15 protein-coding genes and 4 tRNA genes are annotated in these 19,628 nt (G+C 44.1%); 12 read left to right on the top strand and 7 right to left on the bottom strand.

What is annotated here, in order from left to right; all coding sequences use genetic code 11:
* Positions 1-150: 150 nt before the first annotated feature.
* Together J3U67_RS02120 and typA are read right to left on the bottom strand one after the other, a co-directional pair.
* Positions 151-639 (bottom strand): DUF456 domain-containing protein, encoded by a 489-nt coding sequence (locus J3U67_RS02120; RefSeq protein ID WP_267390225.1) that lies wholly within the window; start codon positions 637-639, stop codon positions 151-153.
* A gap of 365 nt (positions 640-1,004) precedes the next feature.
* On the bottom strand, positions 1,005-2,819 hold the full coding sequence (gene typA / locus J3U67_RS02115; RefSeq protein WP_267390226.1) for a translational GTPase TypA: 1,815 nt from the start codon (positions 2,817-2,819) through the stop codon (positions 1,005-1,007).
* A gap of 232 nt (positions 2,820-3,051) precedes the next feature.
* On the opposite strand from typA, the gene J3U67_RS02110 reads away from it, so the two are divergent.
* Entirely contained in the window at positions 3,052-3,321 is a 270-nt protein-coding gene (locus J3U67_RS02110; RefSeq protein WP_100152486.1) for a DUF1289 domain-containing protein, read from the top strand.
* A gap of 50 nt (positions 3,322-3,371) precedes the next feature.
* A complete protein-coding gene (locus J3U67_RS02105; protein WP_267403588.1) occupies positions 3,372-4,256 on the top strand; it encodes a DMT family transporter in 885 nt (294 codons plus the stop codon).
* A gap of 42 nt (positions 4,257-4,298) precedes the next feature.
* Here the strand turns inward: J3U67_RS02105 and prfA are convergent, their stop codons facing one another.
* Both prfA and hemA read right to left on the bottom strand, forming a co-directional pair.
* Positions 4,299-5,381 carry a peptide chain release factor 1 gene (prfA, locus tag J3U67_RS02100; protein ID WP_267390228.1) on the bottom strand — a complete coding sequence of 361 codons (1,083 nt, stop codon included), beginning with the start codon at positions 5,379-5,381 and terminating at the stop codon, positions 4,299-4,301.
* Between the two features lie 81 nt (positions 5,382-5,462).
* Complete coding sequence (gene hemA, locus J3U67_RS02095; protein WP_267390229.1) at positions 5,463-6,725, bottom strand: glutamyl-tRNA reductase; 1,263 nt, start codon at positions 6,723-6,725, stop codon at positions 5,463-5,465.
* 187 nt (positions 6,726-6,912) lie between these two features.
* On the opposite strand from hemA, the gene pdxH reads away from it, so the two are divergent.
* Positions 6,913-7,545: a pyridoxamine 5'-phosphate oxidase gene (pdxH, locus tag J3U67_RS02090; protein ID WP_267390478.1), complete on the top strand. Its 633-nt coding sequence runs from the start codon at positions 6,913-6,915 to the stop codon at positions 7,543-7,545.
* A 27-nt stretch (positions 7,546-7,572) separates the two neighbouring features.
* Here the strand turns inward: pdxH and J3U67_RS02085 are convergent, their stop codons facing one another.
* Together J3U67_RS02085 and mutM are read right to left on the bottom strand one after the other, a co-directional pair.
* Positions 7,573-8,385 carry a lysophospholipid acyltransferase family protein gene (locus J3U67_RS02085; RefSeq protein ID WP_267403586.1) on the bottom strand — a complete coding sequence of 271 codons (813 nt, stop codon included), beginning with the start codon at positions 8,383-8,385 and terminating at the stop codon, positions 7,573-7,575.
* Between the two features lie 12 nt (positions 8,386-8,397).
* Positions 8,398-9,219, bottom strand: a complete 822-nt coding sequence (gene mutM, locus J3U67_RS02080; protein ID WP_267390231.1) for a bifunctional DNA-formamidopyrimidine glycosylase/DNA-(apurinic or apyrimidinic site) lyase — start codon at positions 9,217-9,219, stop codon at positions 8,398-8,400.
* Positions 9,220-9,547: 328 nt separating this feature from the next.
* On the opposite strand from mutM, the gene J3U67_RS02075 reads away from it, so the two are divergent.
* The 8 genes from J3U67_RS02075 (at position 9,548) to J3U67_RS02040 (ending at position 16,544) form a co-directional block, all read left to right on the top strand.
* The gene (locus J3U67_RS02075) at positions 9,548-12,394 is read left to right on the top strand and encodes a tetratricopeptide repeat protein (RefSeq protein WP_267403584.1); all 2,847 of its coding nucleotides are present in this window, start codon (positions 9,548-9,550) and stop codon (positions 12,392-12,394) included.
* Positions 12,395-12,579: 185 nt separating this feature from the next.
* A complete protein-coding gene (gene lolB / locus J3U67_RS02070) occupies positions 12,580-13,206 on the top strand; it encodes a lipoprotein insertase outer membrane protein LolB (RefSeq protein WP_267403582.1) in 627 nt (208 codons plus the stop codon).
* Between the two features lie 19 nt (positions 13,207-13,225).
* A complete protein-coding gene (ispE, locus tag J3U67_RS02065) occupies positions 13,226-14,077 on the top strand; it encodes a 4-(cytidine 5'-diphospho)-2-C-methyl-D-erythritol kinase (RefSeq protein WP_267390234.1) in 852 nt (283 codons plus the stop codon).
* A gap of 10 nt (positions 14,078-14,087) precedes the next feature.
* Positions 14,088-14,163: transfer RNA gene (locus J3U67_RS02060), tRNA-Gln, on the top strand.
* Positions 14,164-14,180: 17 nt separating this feature from the next.
* Positions 14,181-14,256, top strand: a tRNA-Gln gene (locus tag J3U67_RS02055).
* Between the two features lie 30 nt (positions 14,257-14,286).
* Positions 14,287-14,362: transfer RNA gene (locus J3U67_RS02050), tRNA-Gln, on the top strand.
* A 559-nt stretch (positions 14,363-14,921) separates the two neighbouring features.
* The gene (locus J3U67_RS02045; RefSeq protein ID WP_100140241.1) at positions 14,922-15,908 is read left to right on the top strand and encodes a ribose-phosphate pyrophosphokinase; all 987 of its coding nucleotides are present in this window, start codon (positions 14,922-14,924) and stop codon (positions 15,906-15,908) included.
* A gap of 63 nt (positions 15,909-15,971) precedes the next feature.
* Entirely contained in the window at positions 15,972-16,544 is a 573-nt protein-coding gene (locus tag J3U67_RS02040; RefSeq protein ID WP_100140116.1) for a 50S ribosomal protein L25/general stress protein Ctc, read from the top strand.
* A gap of 437 nt (positions 16,545-16,981) precedes the next feature.
* Here J3U67_RS02040 and rnr read toward each other — a convergent pair whose 3' ends face one another.
* On the bottom strand, positions 16,982-19,321 hold the full coding sequence (gene rnr / locus J3U67_RS02035; protein ID WP_267390236.1) for a ribonuclease R: 2,340 nt from the start codon (positions 19,319-19,321) through the stop codon (positions 16,982-16,984).
* Positions 19,322-19,408: 87 nt separating this feature from the next.
* Between rnr and J3U67_RS02030 the strand changes: the two genes are divergently transcribed.
* Positions 19,409-19,495, top strand: a tRNA-Leu gene (locus J3U67_RS02030).
* Positions 19,496-19,628: the final 133 nt, after the last annotated feature.

The following is a 19,628-nucleotide window of genomic DNA, read 5'->3' as shown; positions in this document are numbered from 1 at the left end:
AGTTATGGGCAAGCTATGATAAGACAAGCCTGCGCCGACCGGCAATCATTGCCGCATACGTGAGAATGGATAAAATTTTAAAAAGTAAAGGCTATGTATTCTATTACAAATACAGTAGCCTTTTCTCTTGGTGGTTAGTTAAATATTCAGTTAATATAAATGATAGAGATACATCACGGCGATTGTGATCAGAATGGCAAATGCGCAGCCGATTTTGGCAACAACGCCGAGAACTAGGCCAATTAGGGTAGCGAATCCTACTTTCCCAGCGGCCACTAAATTACGTCTGGCAATGAATTCACCGGTTGCTGCTCCGATTAACGGGCCTAATATCATACCGGGAAGGGCAAAGAACATGCCGATAATAGCACCGATAAAAGCCCCCCAGATGGCTTTTCTGCTGGCACCACTATGCTTGGCTCCAAGTACGCCAGCCATGTAATCCATACCACAGCCTAAGGCGGTGAGAATTGCCAACGTAATCAGTGTGCCTGTACCCATAATCTGATAATCGCTGCTTAGAGCCAATAGCCATGCGCCGCCAAACATAAGTGGCAATCCGGGTAGGGCGGGCATAAATGTACCTAACAGCCCGATAAGTAATAAAACAATAGCCAATATCACCAAAACTGAGGTCATGGCAGATAAGTCCTCGCGAAAAAAGGAATAATATTTGTAGATTGGGGATGCTGCTGTCACACTCAAGAGTAAATTATGTTGTGAAGGTAAAAGTTATGTAATCGGTTAGGACCAACCAATAATTGTAGCAGTTGGAAATGGTATTTGTATATTGATGTCTGTTCTGGACGCAGTGGCCGTTGGTAATGTATACATATATGAAAACTCCATGATTCTCTTCTTAAACTTATTTTGCTGTTAAAGCTGTGATCAGCAATCAGCGATGAAGGTGAATACCATATAATGGTATGCGAACGGTTTTTATTGTGTAAATGCTGAAACAGGCAGCCATTTTGAGGCTGCCTGTTGTGCTGGAAAGGTCGGAATCAATCCAGTTTTTTAAAGTGTTTGCGCCGTTCCTGCTCGCTTAGATAACGTTTACGCAGGCGAATGGTCTGAGGAGTGATTTCTACAAGTTCATCATCATCAATGAATTCTACAGCTGCTTCCAAAGACATTAAAACGGGCGGAGTAAGGCGCACAGCTTCATCGGTACCGGAGGCACGGACATTGGTCAGTTTTTTGCCTTTCAGAGGGTTGACTACTAGATCGTTATCACGGCTATGAATGCCAATAATCATACCTTCGTAAATTTTCTCGCCCGGATTGATAAACATGCGGCCGCGGTCTTCAAGGTTCCACAGTGCATAGGCAACAGCGTCACCTTGTTCTTGTGAAACCAGTACGCCATTACGACGGCCGGGAATTTCTGCCTTCACCGGTGCGTAGTTATCAAATACATGGCTCATCAGTCCTTGACCACGAGTCATGGTCATGAATTCGCCCTGAAAACCAATCAGGCCGCGAGCTGGAATACGATATTCTAGGCGAGTGCGTCCTTTGCCATCACTTTCCATATTGGTAAGTTCACCACGGCGGCGGCCCAACTCTTCCATGACAGCGCCCTGGGTGTTGTCTTCTACATCGACAGTCAGATTTTCGTAGGGTTCGCATTTTATGCCGTCGATTTCGCGGAATACTACGCGTGGTTTACCCACGGCTAGCTCATAACCTTCGCGGCGCATGTTTTCAATCAGAATGGTTAGATGCAGTTCGCCACGGCCGGAAACGCGGAAAACATCGGCATCGGCGGTGTCTTCCACCCGCAGAGCAACGTTAGTCAGCAGTTCTTTCTGCAAACGTTCGCGAATCTGACGGCTGGTAACGAATTTGCCTTCTGTACCGGCCAAAGGGCTGGTATTTACCATAAAGTCCATGGTAAGAGTAGGTTCGTCCACGCTGAGCATTGGTAAGCCTTGTGGCTGTTCGCGATCTGCGATGGTGACGCCGATACCAATATCTTCTAGTCCGGAAATGGTGACGATATCACCAGCTTCTGCTTCCTGTAGTGGAATGCGCTCTAGACCTTTAAAGCCAAGTAGCTGATTGATTCTTCCCTGACCAATCTGCTGGTCTTCATTCATAATAGCAACTACCTGACCCGGTTTTATGCGTCCGTTCAGAATACGGCCAATACCGAGACGGCCGGTGTAATTGTCATAATCCAGCTGGGAAATCTGCAATTGCAAAGGTTGGTCGGCATCGCCGGCCGGTTCAGGTGTATATTTGAGAATGGTCTCAAACAGCGGACGCATGTCGTTGGATTCGTCCTCTTCATTCAGTTTAGCAAAGCCAGTCAAACCGGAAGCATAAACAATGGGAAAGTCGAGCTGTTCGTCTGTGGCACCCAGTTTGTCAAAAAGTTCGAAAGTCTGGTCGATTACCCAGTTTGGACGTGCACTAGGCTTATCAATCTTGTTGATAACCACAATTGGTTTTAATCCCAGTGCCAGTGCTTTTTTGGTAACAAAGCGGGTTTGCGGCATCGGGCCTTCCTGTGCATCGACCAGTAGTAGTACGCAGTCTACCATGCCCAGTACGCGTTCTACTTCGCCGCCGAAATCAGCGTGTCCCGGGGTATCGACGATATTAATGTGATAGCCTTCATATTCGATGGCAGTATTTTTAGCCAGAATGGTAATGCCACGCTCTTTTTCTAGATCGTTGCTGTCCATTACCCGTTCGTCTACTTGCTGGTTGGCACGAAATGTACCAGACTGGCGTAGTAGCTGGTCTACCAGTGTGGTTTTGCCGTGGTCGACGTGTGCGATAATGGCAATATTGCGAATTTTTTTACTCATGGGGGTGTGTAACCTAGTTGTATTTGCTATTCAGAGGTAAATTAACCTTGAATTATAACATTTACTCTGCTTTTCGTGGAATTTTTAGCAAAATCAGGCTGTCTGCTAATCTTAATCGCGCGGGTTTGTTTCGACTGCTGCCAGGTTATAGCCATGAAGTGTCTATTGTGCTTTATCGGCTAAAGATGTTATCTACAAATGCTGTATTGTTTTATACATAGGAATCTGCGTAATGGAACAGTTGGAATTTTTTGTTATTCCGAGCCCCTGTCGCGGCGTATGTGAAAGTAATCATAAAGGCTATTGCAAAGGTTGCCTGCGCAGTAGGGATGAGCGTCTGTATTGGTTAAAGTTTTCTGATAGGCAGAAGCAGCAGGTACTGCGTTTATGTCAATTGCGCCGGCGCAAGCTTGAACAACTGTTGCAGCAGTCACGACAAATTGGTGAAGACAAGGACAGTTTAATAGAAAAATTATGGATACAGGCGGATTTTGATTTTTAAAATTCTGAATAAGCTGTTAATCTGCGCTAAATTTTGTTTTAGGGGAAAAAATGCATTTTCTGATTATCAGTATCTTATGTAGTGTGGCTGTATCCGTATTGCTGAAAGTAGCACGTAGAAATGGAGTGGTTATTGCTCAGGCGGTAGCGGTGGGTTATCCAGTTGCCGCTCTATGCAGTTGGTTGTTTCTGCATCCACAGTTATCAGACTGGCAAGTTTATGCCCACCACTGGATAATTTTTCTTGCACTGGGTATCGGGCTGCCACTAGGCTTTATTGTGTTGGGCAAAGCCATTGAGCAGGCCGGTATGGTTAAAACAGATGCGGCACAGCGCCTTTCGTTATTTTTACCTATACTGGCGGCTTTTATATGGTTTGGTGAAAGCCTGAGTAATAATAAAATAATTGGGATTGCACTAGCTCTGATGGCTTTGCTGGCGTTACTTTATCGCGAAAAATCGCCTAAAAGTAAGCAAAAGGGTGGGTTTTTCAGTACCGCAGGCTGTCTTTTCGGGGTGTGGCTGTGTTATGGCACTACGGATATTTTATTTAAGCAGATGGCTAAAAGCGGCACAGCTTTTGCCCCGACTTTGCTGATAGCATTTATTTTGGCTGCTGTGCTGATTATAGGCTATTTGCTTTTACGCCGAACGGTCTGGAATGCAGCCAGTATTCTGGCCGGTTTACTACTGGGCTGTCTGAATTTTGCTAATATTTTGTTTTATATTCGTGCTCATCAGCAGTTTCAGCAGAACCCGTCACTGGTATTTGCTGGCATGAATCTGGGTGTGATTACGCTAGCTACGGTAATTGGTGCTCTGATATTTAAAGAAAAAATTAATGGCTTGAATCTAGCGGGTATTGTGCTGGCCATAGCTGCTATCTGGTTTCTGTTTTACGGCAGCAGTCTTCATTCGATTTTGCCAGGTATGTAAAACAAAAGCTGTTCTGGTGTACCAGAACAGCTTTTTTGTGCTTTAGCTGGCATTGCTGAGCTGCGCCAGCTGCTGAGCCTGATGCTCGGCTATCAGTGCCTGTGTCAATTCGCTTAAATCACCGTCCATAATAAAATCAAGTTTATGTAAAGTAAGATTTATGCGATGGTCTGTGACCCGTCCCTGAGGGTAATTGTATGTGCGAATGCGCTCACTGCGGTCACCACTGCCAATCAGACTTTTGCGCTCGGCTGCTTCTTTGGCATGAGCTGCATGCTTCTGCTGTTCGTATAAGCGTGAAGCAAGTACCTTCATTGCCTGTGCTTTATTCGCATGTTGTGAACGGCCATCCTGACATTCTACTACCATACCGGTGGGTAGATGGGTGATACGTACGGCCGAATCGGTTTTATTGATATGCTGTCCGCCGGCGCCGGATGCACGGAAGGTATCAATACGCAAATCATTCGGATTCAACTGTACTTCCGCAACTTCGTCAGCTTCGGGCATGATGGCTACGGTGCAGGCTGAAGTATGTATTCTGCCTTGACTTTCAGTAGTCGGTACACGTTGTACTCGATGTCCACCTGATTCGAATTTGAGCTGGCTGTATACATTCATGCCGGCAATACGTGCAATCACTTCCTTATATCCGCCCAAGTCGCTTTCACTGGCTGATACAATTTCTACCTGCCAGCCCATACGTTCGGCAAAACGGGTATACATGCGCATCAAATCACCTGCAAACAAAGCTGCTTCATCACCGCCGGTACCGGCACGGATTTCGATAAATATATTTTTATCGTCGTCTTCATCTTTAGGTAAGAGCAGTTTTTGCAGTTCACCATCTAACTGAGCAATCTGATTGCGCGCATGGGTAATTTCTTCTGCTGCAAATTCTTTTAATTCTGGGTCTGTCAGCATTTCTTCAGCAGCTGTCAGATCAGTTTGCGCTTGTGTGTACTGGCGGTATGTATCCACCACCGGCGTGAGTTCTGCATGTTCACGAGTGAGGCGACGATATTCGTCTATATCGTTGGTAACATCAGGAGAAGCCAGCAATGCGGTTACTTCCTCCAGACGTTCTGTCAGGTGCTGTAACTTTTCTATCAATGAAGGTTTCATCTGGAATCCTGTAATTATTTAAACTTTTAATCAATTGAAACTTTTGGTGAGTACTACTGCAAACCTATTGCTGAATTACATTTACTGCTGTAAATGTGAATCATTCAGGTGATAAATCAAACTAATGGCCTTTGCCAGCTCAGGATGTTGCTGGCTGTCTTTATTCAGCGCACGAGTAGGGGCATGCAGGAGAGTATTGGTAAGTTCATGGCTCAGACGTTGCAATACTTCTTCAACTGCTGTGCCATTACGCAAGCGGCGCATAGCCTTAGCTACCACTTTGCAGCGCTGTTCTTCGCCTTGGCTACGCAAAGCGCAAATCAAGGGTGCACTGCTGCGTGTCTGCTGCCAGGCAATAAATTCAGCCACTTTGGAAGCCACCATTTTTTCTGCAGCTGCGGCAGCTTGCTGTCGGGCAGCCTGCCCATGCTGCACAATACTGACCATATCGTCCACAGTATATAGATAAGCATCGTTGAGCTCGCCGGCTTCAGTCTCGATGTCACGTGGCACAGCTAAATCAAGCAGAAATACAGGCATACCGCGCCGTAGTTTAAGTGCCCGTTCGACCAAGCCTTTGCCAATGACCGGAAACGGGCTGGCAGTGGAGGACACCACCACATCGTATTCGGGCAGGATATCAGGTAAGTCCGTCAGAATACGGGCATTAGCACCGTTATTCAATTTGCTGCACAACTCCTGAGCTCTGGTTAGTGTGCGATTAAGTACCGTAAGGCGTCGCGGATGCTCTGCAGCAAAATAGGTAGCCACTAGCTCAATCATCTCACCGGCACCCACCATTAACACATTCAACGCGGCAATATCAGGAAATATCTGTGCAGCCATTTTCACCGCTGCCGCCGCCATGGACACTGAATTTTCACCAACGGCACTTTCATTGCGAATCTCTTTGGCTGCTGCAAAGGTTTTTTCAAATAATGCATTCAGGTGCTGGTGTAAAGTATGTTGACAGCGAGCTATGCGCACTGCTTCTTTAAGCTGTCCCAGAATCTGTGGTTCACCCAGCACCATGGAATCCAGACCGCAAGCCACCCGAAAAGCATGCTGTATGGCCTGCACATCGTGCAGTCTGTACAGATAAGGTGCGAATTCTGTGAATGGTAACTGATGATAACTGGCCAACCACTGTATGGCAGCGTCAGCATCTCCAATACAATAGATTTCGGTGCGATTACAGGTGGACAAGATCATCGCTTCAGCAATATTTGTCTGACAGCCGAGTGAACACAGTGCTTCTGACAGTACAGCAGCCGGAAAGGCCAGACGTTCGCGCACAGAAACAGGAGCGGTTTGGTGATTAAGTCCGATAACGGTTAAAGACATGTTGCCTGAAGTTATTTGCGTTTACCCGCTGCGGCGGGTAGGATAATTGCCAACCAGACTTTATATTACGATTAAATATAAAGCTGTTAAAGTGCTCAATTATACGCTATTAGTACCGAAAAATCAGCAAGACGGTCTTGCACTGCTATCATCATTTTTGTATGTATAAATTAATACTATGAATAATCTGGATTTGCATGACATACGTCAGGATTACAGCCAACAGTCACTTAGTGAAGCCGATTGTTGTGCTCATCCACTAGAACAGTTTCAAAAGTGGCTAACAGAAGCCATACATGCCAAAGTGAATGAACCTACTGCGATGAATGTAGCTACAGTGGATCAACATGGCCGTCCTAATGCGCGCATCGTATTATTAAAAGAAGTGACCGAAAAGGGCTTTGTGTTCTTTACCAATTATCATAGCCGTAAGGGTCGTGCTTTAAGCCAGCATCCCTATGCTGCACTGACTTTTTTTTGGCCAGAGCTGGAACGTCAGGTGCGGGTGGAGGGCGTAGTACTGCAGCTAGCTGCTGAAGATTCTGATGCTTATTTCCGTTCCCGTCCCTACAGCAGCCGTATCGGAGCCTGGGCAAGTGAGCAAAGTTCGGTTATCAGTAGCAAAGCCGTGCTGATGACTCGTGCCGCTGCGTTTGGAGCAAAATACTTGCTGAACGTACCACGTCCTCCGCATTGGGGTGGGTATCTGGTCGAGCCTGATCTTGTGGAGTTTTGGCAGGGAAGACCTAGCCGTCTGCATGACCGTGTTCAGTATATGCGAGAAAAAGGCCTATGGATTAAGCAGCGATTAGCACCATAGAATTTGCTGACATTTTTCTAGTTAATACTATTGCTCACGGTTCATTTTGTTTGCGAAAGTTGTAGCCAGCGGGCTGTCGCTCAGAACTTTCTGCTGAATAAATTCTTCTGCCATCGTTTTAAGTTGAAAACGATCTGCATGTTTATTTTCTGTAATCATTAGTGGTTCAGCAAAATCCACTTTTACTGTAATTTCAGGTATCGAAACTATGTTCCACAGACTGCGCAGCAAACTGGTTTTACCGGCAAAGGCTACTTTAGGTGTGCGTTTGGCCTGTGTATCGTAATAACGTATGGCAACAGACATTACCGGCCGATTTGCATCAATGGCGGCTTGAAATAGAGCAGCTTTAAAGGGTAAGGTGGTCAAACCTTCAGAGGTGTACGCTTCGGGAAAAAAGAGCACATTTCTGCCTTGCAGCAAAGCTTCTTTGATAGCTTTAATCACAGGGCTAATATCCTGCCGTGACAGCCTGTTAATGTAGACGGTACCACCATTAGTAGCAAGTTTGCCCAATATAGGCCACGACTGAATACTTTGTTTGGCAATATACCCGCCTGGTATATAGGCCATCAGCACAAATATATCCAACCAACTCACATGATTAGCCACAGTCAGCCACGGCATACTGGCTGTATTTGGTAGAGGTTGTTGCGGTTCTACCTTAATATGAAGTATGTTGAGCAAATTTCTTCCAATGGAAACCAGTTCTCCATTCCGTTCGGTTGCACTGAGTTGCTCAAAATGATTAACCCGTCTGATGGTTTGTCGTAGCCACAATGCCAGTTTAAAAATACGTTTATAGCGGGTAAAAAAAGAAGTAGATTTTGATAATGTCATTGTTATTTGTCGTTATTTTTGGCAATGAGGGCAATAAAAACTGCTACGTTGCCCCAATACCATTTTCTCAATCGGATGGCCGCATTTTAAACACGGTTCTCCAGCTCGTCCGTATACATAATGTTGTAACTGAAAATAGCCACTATTACCAGCACTGTTTACAAAATCGCGCAGCGTACTCCCACCAGCATTAATTGCTTCCTCCAATATTTGCTTGATAGCTCTAGTCAGTGCATTAACCTGAATTTTGTTTAAGCTCATGGCGGCTGCTGCAGGATGAATGCCGGAGCGAAATAGTGCCTCATTGGCGTAAATATTGCCTACACCCACCACCGTATGATTATCCATAATTGCCAGTTTAATCGCTCGCTTTTGTTTAGCCAGTTTTTGCTGCAAATATTCCTCATTAAATTTTTCACTTAGAGGTTCTGGTCCTAAATTAGCCAATAGAGGATGGTGTTCAACTACGCCAACAAACCACAAGACCGCCCCAAAGCGTCTGGGATCATGAAAGCGCAGCAAAGTGCCATTAGTAAACATAATATCCAGATGGTCATGTTTTTTCACTGCTGGCGCGCTGGAGTCAGTAAAAATACGCAGGCTTCCAGACATACCTAAATGAATAATCAAGGTTCCTGAAACTAATCCAATTAACAGATATTTTGCCCGCCGTTTCACCGAAACAACTATTTCACCCTCAAGTTGCGCACTCAGATTCTCCATCACCGGCCAGCGCAACCGTGGCTGTCGCACTTCAACACAGTCAATAGTCTGATTCACAATATAAGGCGCAATTCCTCGCAGAGTGGTTTCAACTTCAGGAAGTTCGGGCATAATTTAATGATAAAATTCTGAATAAAATCGACACAATATCATCATGAAAATAAATTTGAAAGTGTATACCTCTGCCATGGGCAGTAAGATAAAACTGTTAGATGTATGCGCAGCCAAAAATGTCTGTGGTAAAGTAGCAAATTACTTTACCGCAATGAAAAATAGTTATTAAGCGGGCAACGGCCGGTTTTCAAGATTGTTTGCATAACATAAATGAACAGACATCTGATTTAGCTGAATAAATCGAAACAGCCCATACCGTAATAGAATTGTTATTAGTTTAAAATCAGTCTTTACAACAACTGATCAGCATATTTGGAGAAGTTTAATGCCTCGTTGGATTCATCGCCTTACCCCGATTGTTATGAGCTTAATCGCCATCAGTGCGGCTAATGCGGGCAATACTCAAGAACGGCCGACATCAATACCCTCGATTCAGACCAGAATAGAGCGGGTAAACCAAATTACTTCACCCGATGATGCTGAATCACTACAAAGGCGTCTTACTATTGCTAGCCGTGCTAATGACATCTTCACCCTCTTTGCTAGCGAACTTATTTATTCGCAGGGAAAAAGCGATATCGCATTGGCAACAGACATGCGCATGCTCGAACATACACAGGAGCCTGAAGTTGCTGAACGTGCTATGGAAATGGCTCTTGGATCCAATAAAATAGCCGAAGCGCAAGCTATTGCTGAGCGCTGGAAGCAAATCGAACCAAATGAAACTCCTGCTAGACAGCGCCTGTTGTGGGAGCTGGCATTGGCCAAAAACGATTTCACGCAAGTAGTCAAAAACACAGACGCCGTTTTATCTCATGCCAACGATTATCAGCTGCGTCGGCTGTTTTTAAAACTGGCACAATTTCGCTTGAACCACTTGAATGCCTCGGATGAACTGAATACGCCAATCCACAAAACTGCATTACTACATCCTGAGATGGCCGAAGCTATGATTGCTGATGCCATCTATGGGGTAACCGGTGCACATGAAGAGCAGACCATCAAAGCATTACAGGCACTGGTGCGTTTAGATAGCGATATTTTTCCGGCTAGCCAGCTCACTCTAAACTTAATAAATATTAAACAGCCACAATATCTGCTGGATTTCTATCAGCAAACCGGTGTAGATAGTATGCCTTCTAAATGGCAAAGTTTATATATAGAGTTACTGATTAAAAATAACAAATTGCAGCAAGCCTATCAGACCCTGCAACCTTTGCTGGCCAGAAGCAAAAGTGCCGATCTTTATTTGCAGGCTGCATTCCTCGCCGTTAGTCAGAAAGCGGACACCGCTACTATTGCTTCTTATGCTGAAAAAATAGCCGAACTGGGTAACCGCAATCAGCGCAGTAAAGCGGCAATCATGGTAGCTATGCGCTATTATGATGAACACAACCTAGCAGCATCACGTGCATGGGTGGCAAAAGCTGATGATCCCCAATTTGCTTTTGATCAAGCGCTTATGATGTGTTCGCTCGAAGCGGAAGAAAAACACTGGTCAGCTGCGCAGAAATGGTTGAACAAAGCTCAGGCAAGCAAAAATCCAGGGATTTTCTTCAGCGCGACCGATTTATTACGACTACAAACATTCGTTAACAGCTCTTCACTCACCAGCCGACAGTACGAACAATATCTGAATAAAATGTTGGCCAAAGCAGAGCAGGGTAATTCAAAAGAGCGCACAGAAAATGTGCCACCTTTATTACTTCTGCGTGGCTTGTTATACGCAGATAAACTTAACGAGCCAGCTAAAGCCGTTGCCGATATGCGCCGCTTTGTACAAATGCGGCCAGATCAAGTAGATGGCCTGAATGCGTTGGGCTATACCTTACTGAGTTTGCCGAAAGAAAACTGGCACGAAGCTCAGGTACTGCTTGAGCGCGCTTACGCCTTAAGTAGTCAGTCCCCTGCTGTCAACGACAGTCTGGGCTGGGCGTATTATTTAAATGGTAATGCTCAGAAAGCCTTGCCTTTGCTTGAGTATGCGTATCAGCAGCAGCCGGAAAGTGAAGTGGCTGCCCATTTGGGCGAAGTATACTGGCATCTGGGCAGAGAATCAGATGCACGTCGAATATGGTCTCAAGGCTGGCTTAAGCCTAAAAGCGACCGTAAAATACTGAGTCAGATTCTAAATAAACATGGTATCAAGCCAGACAGCCTGCCGCTAAATACAGCGAAAAAAGAAGCATCACAGTCAAATGTGGATTTTTATCTGCAACAAGCCAGTGCTTTATATTCTAATGACGAACGTACATCTGCCGCATTTATCGACAACATCAACAAAGTCATGCAGACAGGAAATGCAACTCAGCGGAGTGAAGCAGCATATATGGCAGCCTCACGCTATTTTTCTGAAAAAAATCTTCCTGCTACACGTGAATGGCTAAGTAAAGTTACCGAGAATAAATTTGCCACTGATAAAGCATATCTGATGGGTATGCTTGAAGTGGAACAAAATAATTTGGCTGCAGCTCAGCAGTGGCTTCAGCGCATGAATCAGAGTAAACAACCGCTGTATTTTGAAGGCGTATTCATACCACAGGCTTTATCCATATACATTGATTCTAAAACGCTTGAACCCAAGGCATATGTGCGTAAACTGACTCAGCAACTAGAAGAGGCACAGAAAAAGGCCGTCGTTACAAAAAACAATCTGCCGGTAGTGCTTATACTCTATTTCCGCGGAATAACTTATGCAGAAAAACTTGATCAGCCAAAAAAAGCAATCAAGGATTTTCGTGCCTATACCGAATTGAAACCGGATGATGCAGAAGGCTACAACGCATTAGGCTATACCATGCTGAGTATGTCAAAACGGCATTGGGCTGAGGCACTAACCATTCTGCAACATGCCTATCAGATTGAACCAGATTCTTACGCTATTCAAGATAGTCTGGGCTGGGCGTATTATCTTAATGGTGATTCCAAAAAAGCTTTACCTTTGCTGCGTACTGCCTATGGCAATACAAAAGAAAGTGCCATTGCTGCACATTTGGGAGAAGTCCTTTGGCAAATGGGTGAACAACAGCAGGCAAAGCAGGTTTGGGCACAAGGCCTGACTTATCAGGATTCTGACCAAAAAGTTTTACAGCAGACCTTAAAAAAATTTGCTGTCAATCCGGCCAGCCTGTCTGACAAAGCAGCATCAGAGCAGACAGAGCAAAGTAAATAAACCTTAATCAGACTATTAATTAAATGAGTCTGAAAGCCGGATTTTAATTGAACTTCCTAAGAGGCTACCGCAATGGCAATATATGCGGCAGCATTTGATGAACAGGCAGACTGTATCCAGAATATCAACTTAGTAATCAAACCATATTGATATATAAACGATACTAGGAACCAGAACGGAATAATATGTATTCATTGCTGCGCAAACCGTGTCTTCAGCTATCAGCAGCCGTTATAAGCTTAGCTTTAAGCGCCTGTAGCAGCATGGCACCAGAGAAAATTACCACTACCTCAGACTGGCAGGCAGGTCACGAACAGACATTATCCGGATTTGATAGTTCAGGCCGGCTTGCCATCAAAGACCAGGGCAAAGGAATCTACGCCAACTTCAGTTGGCAGAATTTAGGTTTAGTACAAACCATCGAAGTAAAAACACCTCTGGGCAATAGCGTAGGGGTTTTATGTCAGGACAGCGACGGCGTTATTGCTGAAGACAGCAAAGGTCAAGTTTTTTCCGCCAGCAGCATTGAAGAATTAAGCCAACGTATGCTTGGATTTGTACTACCCTTTGATCATCTCAACCAATGGGTACAAGGATACTGGATTGAGAATGAACCCTACCAGCTACTACCCGACGGCAAACTCAAACAGTCTGGCTGGATTATTCAGCGTCAGCCGCAAATAAATAGCCGTAGTCCCCATATTGTAGAGCTGAATAATGCACGTTTTGATATCAGGCTAGTTTTTGATGAATATACTGATACTCCAAGCCAATCATCAACCAAATGTGAATTACGGCATAAAACATCCTGAACTCAGGAATTAGCATAATATGGATAATTTTCAGCCAGCGGCTGATGCCAGCCATTTCTTGGTACCTGCCAAACTGAATCTGGATTTACGCATTATCGGTCGCCGCGCAGACGGCTATCATTTGCTTGAAACCATTTTCACCTTAATAGCACTGTATGACCATATCTGGCTTAGAAAAAACACCAATGGCAGCATAACCATGCATACGCCCGTATCTGGTGTCGAATCTCAGCAGGATTTATGTGTACGTGCTGCACAATTGCTGCGCGGCCATACCGGCATCAAGCATGGAGCAGACATTTGGCTAAACAAACAGATTCCCATAGGTGGAGGACTGGGAGGGGGTAGTGCTGATGCGGCAGTGGTGTTAATGGCACTCAATCGCCTCTGGCAACTGAATCTAACTAAAAACCAGTTACTACATTTGGGCGTACAACTAGGTGCTGATGTGCCATTTTTTATTTTCGGACAGAATGCATTTGCACGCGGTATTGGTGAGGACTTGGTGCCTATATGCTTGCCAAAACAATGGTATGTGATTATCAAGCCACCAGTGCATATCAGTACAGCGAAAATTTTTGCACATAAAGACTTGACACGAAATTCCAAGCCACGCATAATGCCAGACTTTCAAGCAGGACAGCACTGGCGCAATGATATGCAGAGCGTTGTTTTAGCTGAGTATCCAGCGGTAAGGGAAGCATTTGAAGCTTTGGCTGAGTATGGTTCACCCATGATGAGTGGTTCTGGAGCATGTGTATTTTTGTCATTTGATTCTGAAAGTGCCGCTCAAGCTGTTTACAATAAAGTTTCTGACGCGCATCAGACGTATTGTGTTGCTTCCCTGACGAGGCATCCGTTTTATCAATGATGTGTGTTGTTGGGGAGTCGTCAAGTGGTTAAGACACTGGGTTTTGATCCCAGTATGCGTAGGTTCGAATCCTACCTCCCCAGCCAGTTGTTAATGTAAACACTGGGGAGTCGTCAAGTGGTTAAGACACTGGGTTTTGATCCCAGTATGCGTAGGTTCGAATCCTACCTCCCCAGCCACACTTGGAATAATATAGTAGTAAACCCTTTTGGGGAGTCGTCAAGTGGTTAAGACCCCGGATTCTGATTCCGGTATGCGTAGGTTCGAATCCTACCTCCCCAGCCAAATTCAGATAAGCGTGTAAGGTCTACTTACACGCTTATTTAATGTTTAAATGACAAACCATTGAGTAAAAGCATGATTACCCCGCCAAAAGTGGTATAATCTGCTGCTTGCATAGTCTGGTTGATGCAAAACAGGCATCGATTAGACGCAACGAAATTGCATCAAGGAATAAACGTTTATAATTTAGTGGTAGACAAACCGGTTAAAGGATTGCAAAACATACAGATTCAGTTACCGTGATAGGGATATGGTTGTTTATCATGCTGCTATCTGCAATGACTAATATCCGCTGATGAAACCTGATTCACACCTGATACTGCAGCAAACCATTACATACCGGCAAATATTTTCAAAAGAAGTGGTGATTACTTTTAAATTAAAGGTAACGAGAAAGCATAATAGCTGATAGAGTAAGTAAAATTGCTTGATCTGAAAATTATGCCCTACTTGTTTGATGACAAAGCACCTGTATTCTAGGTGCGAAGAAAGCCATAGATTAATGTTTAATCTACCTCACACAAACCAAAGCAAACCAAAACAGGATTCAGGTACAACAGAAATGGCAGCATACGACAGTTTGATGGTGTTTACCGGCAATGCGAACCCAGAGCTGGCTAATAACGTAGCCAGACATTTGGACATTTCATTGGGAAGAGCCTCTGTAGGAAAGTTTTCAGATGGCGAAATCGCAGTTGAGTTACTGGAAAATGTACGTGGGCGCGATGTATTTATCGTACAGTCCACCTGTGCGCCAACTAATGACAACCTGATGGAAATCCTTACCATGGCTGATGCACTCAAACGTGCCTCTGCTGGCAGGATTACCGCTGCCATTCCTTATTTTGGCTATGCTCGTCAGGATCGTCGTCCACGTTCAGTGCGGGTACCGATTTCAGCCAAACTGGTAGCCAATATGCTGTATTCTGCTGGTATCGACCGTGTGCTCACCGTGGACCTGCATGCCGATCAGATTCAGGGGTTTTTTGATATACCAGTTGACAATATCTATGCTACCCCGATTCTGGTGCATGATATTGAAAAACAGCGCATTGATAATCTCACTGTAGTCAGCCCTGATATCGGCGGAGTAGTTCGTGCGCGAGCTGTGGCCAAAACTTTGGGTACTGACTTAGCCATTATTGATAAACGTCGTCCCAAAGCTAATGTAGCAGAAGTCATGAATGTGATTGGTGAAATCCAGAATCGTACCTGTCTGATTATTGACGATATGATTGATACGGCCAATACCTTGTGTAAAGCAGCTTCTGCACTAAAAGAACGTGGTGCCGAACGCGTATTGGCCTATGCTACACATCCGGTATTTTCTGGTGAAGCCATTGAGCGTATAGCATCATCAGAAATCGATCAGGTGGTGGTAACCGATACCATTCCATTATCCGTAGCTGCTCAGAATTGTGAACGAATTCGTCAGGTAAGCATTTCAGGCTTATTGGCTGAAACAGTACGTCGTATTAGCAACGAAGAATCCGTGTCATATCTCTTTAACGAAGATGTGGCCATACCGGGAGCGATGTTTCTCCCTTAATCCCCCAGATGCCGTCTTAAGCTGGTCGCGGCCGATGACGGCATGATTAACCTTGGAGTAGTTATGTCTTACGAAATTAAAGCAGAAATCCGTGAAGCTCAGGGCACTGGTGCGAGCCGCCGCCTGCGTCGCGAAGGTAAAGTACCAGCTGTATTGTACGGTGAAGGCACCGAGCCGGTAGCCATTACTGTTGATCACCGTACCTTATGGTATGCTCTGGAAAAAGAAGCTTTCCATACTGCCATTATCAAGCTGGACGTAAATGGTAAAGCCTACGACGTTATCGTACGTGATTTCCAAATGCATCCGTTTAAACAACAGGTACAACATATCGATTTTCAGGCTGTTGATGCCAATAAAGCCATCAATATCCGCGTACCACTGCATCTGCTGAACGCTGCTATTTCTCCAGCAGAAAAATTGCAGAGTGGCCGTGTATCTCTACTGGCTACCAGTGTAGAAGTAAATGCTTTGCCGAAAAATATTCCTGCGGTGCTGGAACTGGATGTTGCTACTATTAGCGCTGGTGAAATCCGCCACTTGTCTGATTTGGTGTTACCGGAAGGCGTAACTTGCGTTGCTCTGAGTCGTAAAGAAAATCTGGCCATTGCTTCAGCTACTGGTAAAAACAAATAAGTTGTTAAGAATTCAATCTGTTGAATCTTAATATCTATAAAAAGCCTAAATCTGTTGAGACAGACTTAGGCTTTTTCTTTATTATTCTTATTCTAATCAATGTATTCCTGACAGAATAAAAATGCCCGATGATTTTGTATTATCAAAAGTTCCAACCAATATCATTGGGCTTAAAAAATTTACTTTTAAGAGTTAGATAAAAATTTTCTGTGATAAATTGATAAACTAAAGCATTAAAATTATACATCTTCTCTATTATCTAGTATTGGTAATATAAAAACCTAGATGCCATTAAATATAGTAAGTTTGAACGAATAAGATAAAAGCTTCCATAGATACAACAATAGAAGCTTTATCATAAATGCAATATCAACTAAGCTGCTTTTCAGCTAAGAATAGTTATTTAAAAAATGAATGGATAAAAGATAAAATTAGAATTAGGTTTTTTTGCTGCCGGATTGCCTGCGTGTACGTTTTTCAGACTTTGGATGCTGGCTTTTTCCTAAATTTAGTTTGTTTGTCTTTTGCTTTTTATTAGTTACTTTTTGTGTCTTTCCAGAAGAAGAGACATTCAGTTTATTCTGAATTTTTTGGGCACTATTTTTCTGGCGTCGCTTACCGCTATTGGCACTGATTAATACCAAATCAATTCGGCTGGTATCGAGATCGGCTCGTGCTACTTTTACGGTAACCTTATCGCCCAGTTTGAATCGAATACCGCTACGTTCTCCAATAATGGCCATTAATTCTGGATGAAAATTGAAATAATCCTCACCCAAATCACTGATATGGATCATACCGTCAATATAGACATTATCTAACGTAACAAACAATCCAAAATTGGCCATGCCGGAAATTGTACCGGAAAATACCTCTCCAATTTTGTCACGCATATAGTAAGTTTTAAGCCAGTTTTCAACATCACGGCTCGCATTATCAGCTTTACGTTCAGCCAAAGAACAATGTACTCCAAGCTCAGTCCATGATTTTGGCTGATACTGCTTATGCTGTAAAACAGCCTTGATGGCACGATGTACAGTCAGATCGGGATAGCGCCGAATCGGAGAAGTAAAATGTGTATAAGCAGGATATGCTAAACCAAAATGGCCAATATTTTGAGGCTCATATACTGCCTGCTGCATTGAGCGTAATAGCATCACACCGATAACATTGCGATCCGCTCTGTCTTTAATTTTTTCGCTCAGCTCAGCATAATCCTTAGGTGTTGGGTGATCGCCACCATTCAGACTCAAGCCAAGCAATGCCAGTTGTTCTCGCAATGTATTTAAACGCTCACTGGTTGGACCAGCGTGATTACGATACAGGGTAGGGTGCTTGTGCTGTTTAAGAAATTCTGCGGCGCAAACATTTGCTGCCAGCATACATTCCTCAATCAGCCGATGAGCCTCATTGCGCTCAACTGGAACAATTCGTTCAATTTTACCCTGCTGATTAAAAACCATCTGCGTTTCAATACTTTCAAATTCTACAGCACCACGTTGCAGACGTTTTTTCAATAATATCTTATACAGCCTATATAAATTCATTACATGCAATTTAAGCGGATCGTCAAACTGATCATTACTAATCCAGTCCCAGGCCTGTGTATATGTCAGGCGCGCATGAGAACGCATAACAGCTGGATAAAACTCATAACTTTTTATATTGCCGGCATAAGTGATAACCATATCGCAGACTAGACACAAACGCTCAACATTAGGGTTAAGTGAACATATTCCGTTTGAAAGATTTTCAGGTAACATGGGAATGACACGGCGCGGGAAATAAACACTGGTCGCGCGATCCTGAGCATCACGGTCAATTGCATCATCGGGCTGAACATAATGGCTGACATCAGCAATTGCAACCAGAAGTCTATAGTTACGTCCAATTTTTTCAGCATATACAGCATCATCAAAATCTCGGGCAGTTTCACCGTCAATCGTGATTAAAGGCAACTCGCGCAAATCAACTCGGTTTTTTCGCTCAGTAGGCTTTACGTGATCGGGTATTTTAGCTGCCTGCGTCAGACATTCTGAGCTGAATTGATAAGGTAAATGATGTTTGCGAACAGCAATTTCAATTTCCATTCCACTGTCTGCATAATCCCCCAAAATTTCTATTACCCGCGCCACTGCAGCCTGTGTTGCGTTAGGATAAGATTCAATTCTGGCTACCAACACTTGTCCAGTTCTCGCTTTACCCAATGAATCAGGCTGGAGCACAATACTGGCTCCTAATCGCTTGTCTTCTGGCACCAGCATTGCGACACCATGCTCTATAGCCAGGCGGCCGACTACATCTTGATTGGCACGCTCTATCACATCCAATACCTGACCTTCACGCCGACCGCGTCTATCTGTGCCTGCTGGTCGTACCGTAACAATGTCACCGTTCATCAACCCACGCATCTGGCGGGTATAGAGTACAAAGTCACCGCCATCACCTGGATTTAAAGGTACTGCAAAACCAAAATCATCCTTGTGAACTTCCACTCGGCATTTTACTAAAGCCAGCTTATTAGCGACACAGACGGCACCGCGACGATTGATTAAAATTTGTCCGTCACGTGCCATAGCAGTCAGGCGGCGCTCAAAAAATTCTTTTTCATCCTCAGTAATGGTGAGTTTTTGTGCCAGCTCATTGATTTTGACAGGAATGCCGATTTTTTCCAAAACGGCAATAATCCACTCACGGCTGGGTAAAGGATTAGGATATCTCTGTAATTCTCGTTCTAAATAAGGGTCTTGATGGCGTAAATCTGATTTTTTTTTCATATAGTATTGACAATCTCTTTAGAGAATATATAATGCATTTCCTCAGCTAAAGACATACTTTAACTGAAAGTTGCAATATATGCAAAAGCCCAGGTGGCGGAATTGGTAGACGCGCATGGTTCAGGTCCATGTGCCAGCAATGGTGTGGAAGTTCGAGTCTTCTCCTGGGCACCAGAATTCCAAAAAAAAGATATCCAAGCGATTGGATATCTTTTTTTTAACTATGTAGTAATAAACTAAAATTTTGGGCACATTGATTGCCTTATCTTTTAATCAATGAGTATATGCAGATTCAGATTAAAGTTGG

The sequence above is a fragment of the Snodgrassella sp. B3837 genome (assembly GCF_026535955.1).
Classification (GTDB): Bacteria; Pseudomonadota; Gammaproteobacteria; order Burkholderiales; family Neisseriaceae; genus Snodgrassella; species Snodgrassella alvi_E.
Note: the sequence above shows the minus strand (reverse complement) of the source record. Positions and strands in the feature narration are given on the sequence as shown.

Coding starts and splice junctions, on each gene's coding strand:
- J3U67_RS02120 (WP_267390225.1), bottom strand. CDS start 639: ATGACCTCAGTTTTGGTGATATTGGCTATTGTTTTATTACTTATCGGG.
- typA (WP_267390226.1), bottom strand. CDS start 2,819: ATGAGTAAAAAAATTCGCAATATTGCCATTATCGCACACGTCGACCAC.
- J3U67_RS02110 (WP_100152486.1), top strand. CDS start 3,052: ATGGAACAGTTGGAATTTTTTGTTATTCCGAGCCCCTGTCGCGGCGTA.
- J3U67_RS02105 (WP_267403588.1), top strand. CDS start 3,372: ATGCATTTTCTGATTATCAGTATCTTATGTAGTGTGGCTGTATCCGTA.
- prfA (WP_267390228.1), bottom strand. CDS start 5,381: ATGAAACCTTCATTGATAGAAAAGTTACAGCACCTGACAGAACGTCTG.
- hemA (WP_267390229.1), bottom strand. CDS start 6,725: ATGTCTTTAACCGTTATCGGACTTAATCACCAAACCGCTCCTGTTTCT.
- J3U67_RS02085 (WP_267403586.1), bottom strand. CDS start 8,385: ATGACATTATCAAAATCTACTTCTTTTTTTACCCGCTATAAACGTATT.
- mutM (WP_267390231.1), bottom strand. CDS start 9,219: ATGCCCGAACTTCCTGAAGTTGAAACCACTCTGCGAGGAATTGCGCCT.
- J3U67_RS02075 (WP_267403584.1), top strand. CDS start 9,548: ATGCCTCGTTGGATTCATCGCCTTACCCCGATTGTTATGAGCTTAATC.
- lolB (WP_267403582.1), top strand. CDS start 12,580: ATGTATTCATTGCTGCGCAAACCGTGTCTTCAGCTATCAGCAGCCGTT.
- ispE (WP_267390234.1), top strand. CDS start 13,226: ATGGATAATTTTCAGCCAGCGGCTGATGCCAGCCATTTCTTGGTACCT.
- J3U67_RS02045 (WP_100140241.1), top strand. CDS start 14,922: ATGGCAGCATACGACAGTTTGATGGTGTTTACCGGCAATGCGAACCCA.
- J3U67_RS02040 (WP_100140116.1), top strand. CDS start 15,972: ATGTCTTACGAAATTAAAGCAGAAATCCGTGAAGCTCAGGGCACTGGT.
- rnr (WP_267390236.1), bottom strand. CDS start 19,321: ATGAAAAAAAAATCAGATTTACGCCATCAAGACCCTTATTTAGAACGA.